The sequence below is a fragment of the Achromobacter sp. 77 genome, assembly GCF_020541125.1.
GTDB lineage: Bacteria > Pseudomonadota > Gammaproteobacteria > Burkholderiales > Burkholderiaceae_B > Achromobacter > Achromobacter mucicolens.
On the sequence record NZ_CP059848.1, the window covers coordinates 1,281,639 to 1,293,828 of the forward strand.

General features: G+C 66.8%; 10 protein-coding genes. 5 read left to right on the forward strand and 5 right to left on the reverse strand.

The annotated features are described in order from the left end of the window. Window positions 1-37: 37 nt before the first annotated feature. The 5 genes from H4P35_RS05785 to H4P35_RS05805 all read left to right on the forward strand — a co-directional run bounded on the left by H4P35_RS05785 (window position 38) and on the right by H4P35_RS05805 (window position 5,825). On the forward strand, window positions 38-595 hold the full coding sequence (locus H4P35_RS05785; protein ID WP_180099025.1) for a biotin transporter BioY: 558 nt from the start codon (window positions 38-40) through the stop codon (window positions 593-595). Between the two features lie 253 nt (window positions 596-848). Next, entirely contained in the window at window positions 849-2,012 is a 1,164-nt protein-coding gene (locus H4P35_RS05790; protein ID WP_056321798.1) for an ABC transporter substrate-binding protein, read from the forward strand. Window positions 2,013-2,187: 175 nt separating this feature from the next. Beyond that, window positions 2,188-3,225, forward strand: coding sequence for a branched-chain amino acid ABC transporter permease (locus H4P35_RS05795; protein ID WP_223574568.1), 1,038 nt, complete (start codon window positions 2,188-2,190; stop codon window positions 3,223-3,225). Between the two features lie 3 nt (window positions 3,226-3,228). Beyond that, window positions 3,229-5,064 carry an ATP-binding cassette domain-containing protein gene (locus H4P35_RS05800; RefSeq protein ID WP_175156298.1) on the forward strand — a complete coding sequence of 612 codons (1,836 nt, stop codon included), beginning with the start codon at window positions 3,229-3,231 and terminating at the stop codon, window positions 5,062-5,064. Then, window positions 5,064-5,825 carry an ABC transporter ATP-binding protein gene (locus H4P35_RS05805; protein WP_056321805.1) on the forward strand — a complete coding sequence of 254 codons (762 nt, stop codon included), beginning with the start codon at window positions 5,064-5,066 and terminating at the stop codon, window positions 5,823-5,825. The genes H4P35_RS05800 and H4P35_RS05805 overlap by 1 nt, the downstream gene beginning before the upstream one ends. A gap of 109 nt (window positions 5,826-5,934) precedes the next feature. Here the strand turns inward: H4P35_RS05805 and H4P35_RS05810 are convergent, their stop codons facing one another. The 5 genes from H4P35_RS05810 to H4P35_RS05830 all read right to left on the reverse strand — a co-directional run bounded on the left by H4P35_RS05810 (window position 5,935) and on the right by H4P35_RS05830 (window position 12,103). Then, on the reverse strand, window positions 5,935-8,073 hold the full coding sequence (locus tag H4P35_RS05810; protein WP_226848398.1) for a phosphocholine-specific phospholipase C: 2,139 nt from the start codon (window positions 8,071-8,073) through the stop codon (window positions 5,935-5,937). Window positions 8,074-8,169: 96 nt separating this feature from the next. Beyond that, window positions 8,170-9,012 (reverse strand): branched-chain amino acid aminotransferase, encoded by an 843-nt coding sequence (locus H4P35_RS05815; protein ID WP_226848399.1) that lies wholly within the window; start codon window positions 9,010-9,012, stop codon window positions 8,170-8,172. Window positions 9,013-9,100: 88 nt separating this feature from the next. Continuing rightward, the gene (locus H4P35_RS05820) at window positions 9,101-10,123 is read right to left on the reverse strand and encodes an ABC transporter substrate-binding protein (RefSeq protein WP_175156296.1); all 1,023 of its coding nucleotides are present in this window, start codon (window positions 10,121-10,123) and stop codon (window positions 9,101-9,103) included. Window positions 10,124-10,235: 112 nt separating this feature from the next. After that, entirely contained in the window at window positions 10,236-11,219 is a 984-nt protein-coding gene (locus H4P35_RS05825) for a branched-chain amino acid ABC transporter permease (RefSeq protein WP_056321818.1), read from the reverse strand. Continuing rightward, window positions 11,216-12,103: a branched-chain amino acid ABC transporter permease gene (locus tag H4P35_RS05830; protein ID WP_056321820.1), complete on the reverse strand. Its 888-nt coding sequence runs from the start codon at window positions 12,101-12,103 to the stop codon at window positions 11,216-11,218. Before H4P35_RS05830 ends, H4P35_RS05825 begins: the two co-directional genes overlap by 4 nt. Window positions 12,104-12,190: the final 87 nt, after the last annotated feature.

Consider the following 12,190-nt stretch of genomic DNA (forward strand, 5'->3'; position numbering starts at 1 on the left):
CCGCACGCGCCCAACATTCATACCCGAGGGGAACTCCATGAAATCGAACAATACGGTGCTGGTCGCGTTGTTTGCGGCGCTGATCGTCGTCCTGAGCCTGATGCCGCCCATTCCCATGCCCGGCATTCCCGTGCCCATCACCTTGCAGACGCTTGGCGCGATGCTGGCCGGCGCCATGCTCGGCCCCGTGCGTGGCGCGCTGGCGTGCCTGCTGTATCTGGCGCTGGCGGCGGTCGGCCTGCCCGTGCTGCCGGGCGGCCGCGGCGGACTGGGCGCGTTCTTCGGTCCGACGGGCGGGTTCCTGGTCGGCATGGTGGCCGGCGCATTCGTGACGGGCTGGCTGGCGCGCCGCCTGGCCGCGCGTGCAGCGGGCACGTGGATGGGGCTGGCGGGCTACGTGGCCGCCTGCGTCGTCGGCGGCATTGCGGTGGTGTACGCGTTTGGCGTGCCGTGGCTGGCGGCGGTGGCGAAGATGGACATGGCCAAGGCCGCCGGTGCGGTCGCGGTGTTCCTGCCTGGCGATCTGGTCAAGGCCGTGGTGGCCGCCTGGGTTGCGTCGCGCGTCGAACGGGTGTGGCCGATGCTGGGCCGCTGAGCCCCACTTGAAAACCCCCGTCGCCCCAAGGGAATCCCCCAACATGACGCCTGCGACCCTTTCAAGTACAAGTTCGCCATTAACAAATGCGTTTGCCAAATCACGATTTCCGTAGCACATCAGGGAATTACCGTAGTTGCGCTACGTCATCTGATACTGTTTTAACCATATAATATTTTTTTCTGTATAACTTTAAACAGGCTCGCTTCGCCTCGTTCGAGGCACATAAGAGCCAACCACAGGAGACAAAAACATGCGCAAGCACTTCGGCTTGTCCGCGGCCGCCGCCGCTGTAGCCCTGACTCTGCCGCTTCTGGCGAGCGCACAGGTCAAGGTTGGCGTCACGGTTGCCAGCACCGGCCCCGCCGCCTCGCTGGGCATCCCCGAGCGCAACACCGTGGCCCTGCTGCCCAAGGAAGTCGCCGGCCAGAAGATCGAATGGATCGTGCTGGACGACGCCACCGACACCACGCAGGCCGTCAAGAACTCGCGCAAGCTGGCTTCCGACGACAAGGTCGACGTGCTGATCGGCACGTCCATCACCCCGGGCTCGCTCGCGATGGTCGATGTGGCCGCCGAAGCCAAGGTGCCGATGATCAGCGTGGCCGCCAGCGCCAAGATCGTCGAACCCGTGGACGACAAGCGCCGCTGGGTCTTCAAGACCCCGCAGAACGACGCACTGATGGCCGGCGCCCTGGCTGACGCCATGGCCAAGTCCAAGGTCAAGACGCTGGGCTTCATCGGATTTGCCGACGCCTACGGCGACGGCTGGCTGGACGTGATGCAGAAGGCCGCCAAGGCCAAGGGCATCGAGATCGTCGCCATCGAAAAATACGGCCGCACCGACACCAGCGTGACGGGCCAGGTGCTCAAGCTGGTCGGCGCCAAGCCCGACGCCATCCTGATCGCCGGCGCCGGCACCCCGTCGGCGCTGCCGCAAAAGGAATTGAAGGCCCGCAACTACGGCGGCACCATCTACCAGACCCACGGCGCCGCCAACAACGACGTGCTGCGCGTCTGCGGCAAGGACTGCGACGGCATGTACCTGCCGGCCGGCCCGCTGCTGGTCGCCGCGCAACTGCCTGACAGCAACCCGGTCAAGAAGTCGGCCCTGGCCTACGTGGAAACCTACGAAAAGGCCAACGGCGCCGGTTCGACCAACACGTTCGGCGGCCACATGTGGGATGCCGGCCAACTGGTCGTCGCCGCGCTGCCCGTGGCGCTCAAGACGGGCGCCAAGCCCGGCACGCCCGAATTCCGTGCCGCGATGCGCGACGCGCTGGAAGGCGTGAAGGACCTGGCCGTGTCGCAAGGCGTGTTCAACATGTCGCCCACGGACCACGCCGGCTTTGACGAGCGCTCGCGCGTCATGGTCAAGGTGGAAAACGGCAAGTGGGTCTACCAGCCCGGCCTGTAATGCCCCAGGATCGCCCGAGCGCGGGCTGCCCATAGCGGGCGCCCGAGGCGCGGGGGCGGCACACCGCCCGCCGCGCCGCGCCCGGCAGGACTTCGCACCGGCCTTTCCGGCCGGTGTGTCGTATCAGTGTTCCGGGTGGGGCCGGAACACCAAGAAACCACAAGGTAGTTGTTAGATGGATTCATCAATTGCGCTGATCCTGCTGCAAGACGGTGTCGTCAACGGCGCCATCTATGCCCTCCTGGGCATGGCTCTGGTACTGGTTTTCGCCGTCACGCGCGTCATTTTCATTCCCCAGGGCGAGTTCGTGGCGTTTGGCGCCCTGACCCTGGCCATGCTGGTCGACGGCAAGGTGCCGGGCACCGCCTACCTGCTGCCGTTGCTGGGCCTGGTGTGCCTGGCGCTCGAGCTGATGCGCGCCGTGCGCACCCGTAGCGCCGCGGCCCTGCCCAAGACCATTGCGACCTGCGTCGTGCTGCCGCTGGCGCTGTTCTGGCTGACCCGTAGCTATACCGGTCCGGAGAACTCGCTGTGGCTGAACATGCTGCTGACGCTGTTGCTGGTGATTCCGATGGGCCCGATGGTCTACCGCATCGTCTACCAGCCGCTCGCCGAAGCCACCGTGCTGGTGCTGCTGATCGTTTCCGTCGCCGTGCACTTCGCGCTGATGGGCCTGGCGCTCGTGTTCTTTGGCGCCGAAGGCTGGCGCACGCCCGCATTCGTGAGCGGGCAGGTCGACCTGGGCTTCATGACGTGGTCCGCGCAGAGCCTGTTCGTCGTCGCCACGTGCGCGCTGCTCATCCTGGCCTTGTGGATCTTCTTCGGCAAGACGCTGTACGGCCGCGCGCTGCGCGCCACCGCCGTCAACCGCCGCGGCGCGCGCCTGGTCGGCATCAGCACCAACATGTCGGGTTCGCTGACGTTCACGCTGGCCGTGGGCATCGGCGCCATGTCCGGCATGCTGATCGCGCCCATCACCACGGTCTATTACGACACGGGCTTTTTGATCGGCCTGAAGGGCTTCGTCGGCGCCATCATTGGCGGTCTGGCCAGCTATCCCATCGCGGCGGCCGGCTCGCTGCTCGTCGGCGTGCTCGAATCCTTCTCGTCGTTCTGGGCCAGCGCATACAAGGAAGTGATCGTCTTCACCCTGATCATCCCGGTTCTGGTCTGGCGTTCGTTCAGCACCCATCACGCGGACGAAGAGGAATAAGCCATGAACCGCATTCTGCTTGCTGTTTTTCTCGTCGTCCTGGCGGGCCTGCCGATGGTGTCGGCCACGCCCGAATTCTGGGTGACGCAACTGAACTACATCGGTCTGGCCAGCCTGGTCGTGCTGGGCCTGGTGCTGCTGACCGGCGTCGGCGGCCTGACGTCCTTCGGCCAGGCCGCGTTCGTGGGGCTGGGCGCCTACACGACGGCCTACCTGACGACGCAATACGACGTGTCGCCCTGGCTGGCGCTGCCCGCGGGCCTTATCCTGACCGCCGCCGTGGCTTACCTGCTGGGCGCGATCACGCTGCGCCTGTCGGGTCACTACCTGCCGCTGGGCACCATCGCCTGGGGCCTGTCGCTGTATTACCTGTTCGGCAACATCGACTGGCTGGGCAAGCATGACGGCATTGCCGGCATCGAGCCCATCAGCATCTTCGGCATGTCGCTGGCCAGCGGCCGCCACATCTACTACCTGATCTGGGTCTGCGTCCTCTTGGCGCTGTGGGCCACGCGCAACCTGCTCAACTCGCGTCCTGGCCGTGCCATCCGCGCGTTGAAGAGCGGGGCGGGCATGGCCGAGTCCATGGGCGTGAACACCGCCGCGTACAAGATCGTGATCTTCGTCTGGGCGGCGCTGCTGGCTTGCCTGTCGGGCTGGCTCTATGCGCACATGCAGCGCGCGGTCAGCCCCAGCCCCTTCGGCCTGAACTACGGCATCGAATACCTGTTCATGGCGGTGGTCGGGGGCGCGGGCTACGTCTGGGGCGCCCTCTTGGGTTCCAGCGTCATCCTGGTGCTGAAGGACCAGTTGCAGAACCTCCTGCCCAAGCTGCTGGACACCAACGCCAACTTCGAGATGATCGTCTTCGGCGTGTTGCTGATCCTGATGCTGCAGTACGCGCGCAACGGCCTGTGGCCGATCCTGTCGGGCTGGTGGGGCAGCATCACCGGCGCCGATGGCTCGCGCCGCAACCTGGCGCCGCCCGCGGCGGCCCCGGCCCTGCCGACGCGCGAGCGCCCGCAGCCCGGCCAGGTCGTGCTGGAAGTCGATGCCATCCGCAAGGAATTCGGCGGGCTGGTGGCCGTGAACGACATCACCTTCAAGGTGCGTTCTGGCGAGATCATGGGTCTCATTGGCCCGAACGGCGCCGGCAAGAGCACCACCTTCAACCTCATCAGCGGCGTGTTGCCCGTGACGCGGGGCCAGGTCACGTTCATGGACCAGCGCATCGACAGCCGCTCGGCGCGCGAAATCGCCAAGATGGGCGTGGGCCGCACGTTCCAGCACGTGCAGCTGCTGCCGGGCATGACCGTGCTGGAAAACGTGGCGCTGGGCGCGCACCTGCGTTCGGACGTGGGCGTGCTGTCGGGCGCGTTGCATTCGGACCGTGCGCGCGAAGCACAGCTGCTGCATGAGGCGGCCGAGCAGCTCAAGCGCGTGGGCCTGGGTGAATATCTGTACGAACAGGCCGGCAACCTGGCGCTGGGCCAGCAGCGCATCCTGGAAATCGCCCGAGCGCTGGCCTGCGATCCCTTGCTGCTGCTGCTCGATGAGCCTGCCGCCGGCCTGCGCTACAAGGAAAAGCAGGACCTGGCGCGCGTGCTGGAACAGCTGCGCGCGGAAGGCATGAGCATTCTGCTCGTCGAACATGACATGGATTTTGTGATGCGCCTGACCAACCACCTCGTGGTGATGGATTTCGGCACGAAGCTGGCCGAAGGCGTGCCGGCCGACGTGCAAAAGAACCCGGCGGTGCTGGAGGCTTACCTGGGCGGGATCGATGACGACCTGCCCGAGGCCGACCAGGCCAAGGCCGTGCCGGCGGGAGGTGTTTGATGAGCGCAACCAATTCCCCCGTCCTGGAAGTCAGCAACCTGTCGGCCCGCTACGGCAAGGTCGGCGCGCTGGCTGGCGCCTCGCTCAGCGTGCCGGCCGGCAGCATCGTCACGGTGATCGGCGCCAACGGCGCCGGCAAGTCCACGATGCTCAACGCCATCATGGGCTCGCTGCCGCAGACCGGCCACGCCGCCGGCGCCGTGCACTACGCCGGCGCGGACGTGTCGGGCTGGATGGTCGAGCGCCGCGTGGCGGCCGGCATGTCGCTGGTGCCCGAGCGCCGCGAACTCTTCGGCACCATGTCCGTGGAAGACAACCTGCTGCTCGGCGGCTTTCGCCGGTATCGCGCCCGTGAAAGCGGCTGGCGCGACACGCTGAACGAAGTCTTCGACCTGTTTCCGCGGTTGCGCGAGCGCCGCGCCCAGCAGGCCGGCACCTTGTCGGGCGGCGAACGCCAGATGCTGGCCGTGGGCCGCGCGCTCATGGCCAAGCCCACACTCCTGATGCTGGACGAACCCAGCCTGGGCCTCGCGCCGCGCATCGTGCGCGAGATCTTCCACATCATTGCGCGCCTGCGCGAGACTGGCGTGGCGATCCTGCTCGTCGAGCAGAACGCCCGCGCGGCGCTGCAGGTGGCCGACTACGGCTACGTGCTGGAAACCGGCGAGGTCATTCTGCATGGCCCGGCGCGCGAGCTGGCTGGTGACCCCAAGGTTATCGAAAGCTACCTGGGGCTGGGCAAGGGCGCCGAAGCGGCCTGACGCCACGCGCCAGAGCAGAACGCCGGCTGCCGCGAGGGGCCGGCGTTTTCTTTTACGGCGCGGCTTGCCGACGAATGGCGCGGCGGCGCCGTTTTTTCAGCGGGCGGCGTCAAGGCACGGGCGTCCATCGCACGATCAATTCCTCTCCCATCGCGGGATCCGATGTCGAGTCGGCGCCGGTTTCGATGCGCCCCGCAAAGCGGCGCAGAAAGGACGGATCCTGCGCGTCGCGCACGCTGATGTCGTACCAGCCGCCGCTGCGTGACATTTCCCAGGCAAGCTCGCGGGATTCACCGGCAGCCAGCTCGGCTTCGGTGTTGCCGGGGTATCCATAGGCATTGGCGTCGATGCGGTAGACGCGCGGCCGGGTGCCCGGATTATGCAATGACACGCGCAGCCGCGCGCCCGCGCCGTCGCAAGCCGCCACGACCGCCAGCGACGGCTGCCCGATACGCCCGGCGCAGTGCCGGTGAAAGCCGTTGGGGCCCAGCACCCACAGGTCATAGCGCCCGTCTGGCGCGGCGGGCCACGTGCCGTCGAGCGTCTTGCCGGCCTCCACGGTGTACCGGCGCGGTCCGCGCTCCAGGTCCAGCCGGTCGTAGACGTGGAACACCGCGCCCGCCGTGCCCACGTTTTCGAACAGCAGGGTGACGCCATCGTCCTGAACGCGGGCGTGAGCCTGCAGCGCATAGGGAAGCGTGCGCGACGGGCGTGTGCCGGCGTGTTGGCGGGCGGGCGCGGGGTCAAGTGGGGCGGGCGGTTTGACGGTGCCCGTCAGCGCGGCCGCGCGGGCCGCGCGTTCGGCCGTGGCGGGCAGGCCCCGCAGCTGGTTGCCGTCGTCGGGCGCCGCGAAATCGAACGCGCTGGTCAGATCGCCGCAGACCGCCAGCCGCCACGGCGAGATGTTCGGCTCGGCCACGCCGAAGCGCCGCTCGATGAAGCGCAACACCGACGTGTGATCGAACACCTGCGAATTGACCCAGCCGCCCTTGGTCCACGGCGACAACACATACATGGGCACGCGCGGCCCCAGCCCGTAGGCGCCATGCAGATGCGCCGGCGTGTCGTCCTTTTCAACGCCGGATAGATGTTCGTGATATTCGCCCGCGGTGTCGGCCGTGGAGGCGCCGGCCAGCTCGCCGGAGGGAAGACGCGATGGCGGCGCCGGGGGCGGCATGTGGTCGAAAAAGCCGTCGTTCTCGTCGAACATCAGCAGCAGCACCGTCTTGCTCCACACGGCGGGACTCGCGGTCAGCGCGTCGAGCACGCGCGCCGTGTAGTCGGCGCCCTGCGCGGGACTGGACGGGCTGGGATGTTCGGAGCCCGCCTTGGTGGCGCAAATCCAGGACACCTGGGGCAGCGTGCCGTCCAGCACATCCTGGCGCAGCAGGTCCAGGTCGCGCGTGGCCAGCGCCTTGTGCTTGAGCGCCGCCAGCGCGCCCGGCAGTTCCTGGTACGCATCGCGATAGGCCTTGAAGCCCGCCGTGGGATTGAGCGAATAGTTGTCCGCCATGTTCTGGTAGATGCGCCAGCTCACGCCGGCCCGCTCCAACCGTTCGGGATACGTCGTCCAGGTGTAGGCCCCGGCCGGGTCGCCGCCGGTGAGCTTGTTGTAGACATTCCCCATCGCCGGGCCATTGCCGCGCGCCAGGCCGTCATTGGTGCCGGTCCACAGGAACAGGCGCTTGGTGTTGGTGCCGCCAGTGAACGAGCAATGGTAGGCGTCGCAAACGGTGAAGGCGCGGGCCATGGCGTACTGGAAGGGCAGGTCGCCTTCCGTGTAGTAGGCCATCGAATGGTTCTTCTTGGCGGCGGGCCAGTTGCCCATGCGGCCGGCGTCCCAGGCGTCCTGCGCGTTGGACCAGGTGTGCGGCGTGCTCGCCACGCGCATGGCCTCGTAGGCTTCGCGCGTATCAAGCCGGTACGGCAGGACGGTGCGCGGCGCGCCTTCATCCGGCTTGTCGTTGTACTGGGCCCAGACGGTGCGATGCCGGGCATCGGGGCTGTCCGGCACCGGGATGGGAAAGCGGTCGCCAAAGCCGCGCACGCCCGCCAGCCCGCCGAAATAGTGATCGAACGAACGGTTTTCCTGCATGAAGATCACGATGTGCTCGACATCGCGGATCGTGCCGGTGCGGCGGTCGGCCGGAATGGCCAGCGCGCGGCGGATCGCGGGGGGAAACAGCGACAGGGCGGCGGCGCCGGTCAGGGTGGCGCTGTGGCGCAGGAATTCGCGTCTGCTTTGCATGATCGGGCCTCACGGTCGGAAGCCCACAGCGTACGCCGCCTTGCTGTTATTTGCCTGACGGCCCGCGCGGGTGCGCGCGGGCTTCCGGCTGCGTTGTCAGCGGCGCGTGCTTTCCGCGTACTCCATGTACAGCTGATGCGCACGGCGCGCGATCGGGCCGTATTCCAGCGCACGGTCCTCGACGCGGTTTACGTGCACCACCTTGCCGTAGTTGCCCGACGAAAACACTTCGTCGGCAGCTTCGACGTCGGCGCGCGTCAGGCTGCGTTCCTGGACCTCGATGCCATCGGCCTTCAGCAGCGCCAGCACGCGGCGGCGCGTGATGCCGTTCAGGAACGTGCCGTTGTCCACCGGGGTGGATACGACGCCGTCCTTGGCCAGCCACAGGTTGCTGGTGGCGAACTCGGCCAGGTTGCCCGCGCCGTCCAGCATGATGGCGTTGTCGAAGCCCTTTTCGGCGGCTTCGCGGATGGCGCGCTGGCCGTTGGGGTACAGGCACGAGGCCTTGGCGTCGGTGGGCGCCATGTTGGGCCACGAGCGCGCGAAGCTGGAGAAGCAGGCGGAAAAGCCCTGGTCGCCCGGCATCGGCACCTTGAACACATGCAGCACGAACTGGGTCTTGTCGGCGTCCGGCAGCAGGAAGCCGTCGGCGCAGAAGAACATGGGCTTGATGTAGAGCTCCGAGCCTTCGGGGAAACGCGCCACGGCCTGCAGGCACAGGTCCTGGATTTCTTTCCAGGCCATCTGCGGCTTCATCAGCATCTTTTCGGCCGAGCGCACGACGCGCTGGCAGTGCAGGTCCAGGTCGGGCGTCAGGCCGCGGAAGGCGCGCGCGCCGTCAAAGACCATGCTGGCCATCCAGAAGGCGTGGTCGGCCGGGCCGAGCAGTTTGGGGTTTTCAGTGGTCCAGTGACCGTTGTGCCAGAACAAGGCATCCATGATTGTCATCCTTAGCTTGAATCGGGTTGGCGATCGGGCGCGAAGCGGGTCCAGAACGCCGAATCGCCAGAATACATGAGCCGGACTGCTATTCCTTGGCCAGCGCCGCCTGCACGCGATCGGCAACGTCCGCGGGCATCCATTGCCGCCAGACGGGCGCGTACTGCTTGAGGAAATAGCGCGCGGCGTCCTCCGGCTCCTTGCCCTCGTTTTCCAGCCATCCCAGCGTCGCGTCGATGGCTTCGTCGGGCACCGTCAGCTTGGACAGGAACTCGGTCACGCGCGGCGCCTGCTTGGCAAAATCGGCGTTCACGCCGGTGACGACCGGATTGGGCTTGAACTGCGTGGGCACGGGGTCCGCGCACTTGGGATCGGTCATGCAGGTGTAGGCCGCCTGGTCGAACGCGGGCAGTTCCAGCTTGACCAGGTCCAGCGCGCCAACCAGCGACGTGGGCGTCCAGTAGTAGAAGACGATGTCGCGTTTGCGCTTGTAGGCCGACACGATGGCGGCCTTCTGCGCGGCGCCGGAGCCGGGCGCGAACAGCGAATAGTCCTTGTCCAGTTTCAGCGCGCGCAGCAGGTTGTCGTTCAGCGTGCCGCAGGCCCAGCCGGCCGGGCATCCGTAGATGCGGCCGCGGCCCGGGTCTTCGGGGTCCGCGAACACCTCCTTGAAGCGCGCCAGGTCGGCGGCGGACTTGAGCTCCGGGTGCCGCTCGACGGTGTAGCGCGGCACGTACCAGCCTTCACCGGCGTCATAGACGTGGCCCACGCCCAGCACCTTGCCGCTGGCCAGCGCCTTCTTCCAGGCGCCTTCGATCTGGCCGGGCCAGACCTCGGGCGTGACATCGACGTCGCCGCGTTGCAGCGCGGCCAGCATGGGCAGGGTTTCGCCGATTTCAACAGACGTCTTGCAGCCGTAGCCGTGTTCCAGCACGAAGCGCTCGATGCCGGCCAGGACAAGATTGGATTCCCAGTTCAGTCCGCTGAAACGGACGGGCCGGTCGACTTCGCAAACGGGGGCGGCGGGCGCGGCCTGGGCCGCGGCGGGGGACAGCAGGGCGGCGGCCAGCGCGAGCGCGCCGAGGCCGGGAACGAGATGCGTGATGCGCATGGTCGGCACCTGTGTAGTAGGGTGCCTGCCATTGTACGGGGCGCTGCCGCGCGCCCCAATGCAACGGGGCCGCTATGCGCGGCCCCGAGGGTCAATCAACCGATAAATCGGATCACGCGCGGGCGGCGCGCCGGCGGTTGAAGAGCGCGCCCAGCTCGCCCACGATGCCGCGCCGGAACGCCAGCACGCAGACCACGAAGATCAGGCCGCTCACGATGGTGACGGACTCGCCCAGGCGCAGGAACCATTCGACGCCGGTCAGGTTGGCCATCATCTGGCCGAAGTCGCCCACCTTGTTCTCCAGCAGCACCACGATGAACGCGCCCAGCACCGGACCGGTCAATGTGCCCAGGCCGCCGATCAGCGTCATCAGGATCACCAGCCCGGACATCTGCCAGGTGGCGTCCGACAGCGTGGCCGAGACGAACACCAGCGTCTTGGTGGCGCCGGCCAGGCCCGCCAGGGCGGCCGACAGCACGAAGGCCACCAGCTTGAAGCGGTCGACGTCGTAACCCAGCGAGATGGCGCGCGGCTCGTTTTCACGCAGCGCCTGCAGCACTTGCCCGAAGGGCGAGTTCACCGTGCGCCAGATGATGAAGTAGCCGATGATGAAGATGGCCATCACCAGGTAGTACAGGTTGATGTCCTTGGACAGGTCGACCAGCCCGAACAGCGTGCCGCGCGGCACGCTTTGCAGGCCGTCCTCGCCACCCGTGAATTTGGCCTGCAGGAAGAAGAAGAACACCATCTGCGACAGCGCCAGCGTGATCATGGCGAAGTAGATGCCGCTGCGGCGGATGGCCAGCGCGCCCATGGCCAGGCCCAGCAGCGCCGCCACGGCCACGCCGAACAGCAGGCCCAGCTCGGTGGGCAGGCCCCAGACCTTCATGCTGTGTCCGGCCGCATAGGCCGCGCTGCCCAAAAAGGCGGCGTGGCCGAAGGACAAGAGCCCCGTGAAGCCCAGCAGCAGGTTGAAGGCGCACGCGAAGAGGGCGTAGCACATGACCTTCATGGCGAAGATCGGATACACGCCTGCGAAGGGAAGCAAGGCCACCACGATGGCCAAGACCGCATAGCCCAGGAATTGACGATTCATTTTTCTTTTCCGAACAGCCCGGCCGGGCGGATCAACAGAACAATGGCCATGATGATGAAGACGACCGTGCTGGACGCTTCGGGCCAGAACACCTTGGTCAGGCCTTCGATCACGCCCAGGCCCAACCCGGTGACGATGGCGCCAAGAATGGAGCCCATGCCGCCGATCACGACCACCGCGAACACGACGATGATGAGGTTCGATCCCATCAGCGGCGAGATCTGCAGCACCGGCGCGGCCAGCACCCCGGCAAAGCCCGCCAACGCCACGCCGAACCCATAGGTCAGCGTGATCATGCGGGGCACGTTCACGCCGAAGGATTCCACGAGGCGCGGATTCTCGGTGCCGGCGCGCAGCAGGGCGCCCAGGCGGGTGCGTTCAATGACGTACCACGTGGCAAAGCAGACGATGATCGACGCCGCCACGACCCAGCCACGGTAATTCGGCAGGATCATGAAACCCAGGTTGGTCGCGCCGCGCAGGGCCTCGGGCGTGGGATACGGCTGGCCCGACACGCCGTAGAAGCTGCGGAACAGCCCCTCGATCAGCAGCGTCAGCCCGAAGGTGAGCAGCAGCCCGTACAGGTGGTCGAGCTTGTAAAGGTGTTTGAGCAGCAGCTTTTCGATGATGATGCCGAACAGGCCCACGATCAGCGGCGCCAGGATCAGCATGATCCAGTAATTCAGGCCAAAGTACGACAGCCCCATCCATGCGACGAAGGCGCCCAGCATGTAGAGAGCGCCGTGGGCGAAGTTGATGACGTTGAGCAGCCCGAAGATGACGGCGAGTCCGAGCGACAGCATTGCATAGAAGGAACCGTTGACCAGGCCCAGTAACAGCTGGCCGAACAAGGCCTGTATGGGGATGCCGAAAATGTCAGTCATCGTGTGAAAGTCCTGCGCGGTACGGAAGGAAGCGAGCTAGTCAGGAAGGATGCGGCCGGGCTGTCGGCCCGGACCGCATCCGGGATC

Coding starts and splice junctions, on each gene's coding strand:
- H4P35_RS05785 (WP_180099025.1), top strand. CDS start 38: ATGAAATCGAACAATACGGTGCTGGTCGCGTTGTTTGCGGCGCTGATC.
- H4P35_RS05790 (WP_056321798.1), top strand. CDS start 849: ATGCGCAAGCACTTCGGCTTGTCCGCGGCCGCCGCCGCTGTAGCCCTG.
- H4P35_RS05795 (WP_223574568.1), top strand. CDS start 2,188: ATGGATTCATCAATTGCGCTGATCCTGCTGCAAGACGGTGTCGTCAAC.
- H4P35_RS05800 (WP_175156298.1), top strand. CDS start 3,229: ATGAACCGCATTCTGCTTGCTGTTTTTCTCGTCGTCCTGGCGGGCCTG.
- H4P35_RS05805 (WP_056321805.1), top strand. CDS start 5,064: ATGAGCGCAACCAATTCCCCCGTCCTGGAAGTCAGCAACCTGTCGGCC.
- H4P35_RS05810 (WP_226848398.1), bottom strand. CDS start 8,073: ATGCAAAGCAGACGCGAATTCCTGCGCCACAGCGCCACCCTGACCGGC.
- H4P35_RS05815 (WP_226848399.1), bottom strand. CDS start 9,012: ATGGATGCCTTGTTCTGGCACAACGGTCACTGGACCACTGAAAACCCC.
- H4P35_RS05820 (WP_175156296.1), bottom strand. CDS start 10,123: ATGCGCATCACGCATCTCGTTCCCGGCCTCGGCGCGCTCGCGCTGGCC.
- H4P35_RS05825 (WP_056321818.1), bottom strand. CDS start 11,219: ATGAATCGTCAATTCCTGGGCTATGCGGTCTTGGCCATCGTGGTGGCC.
- H4P35_RS05830 (WP_056321820.1), bottom strand. CDS start 12,103: ATGACTGACATTTTCGGCATCCCCATACAGGCCTTGTTCGGCCAGCTG.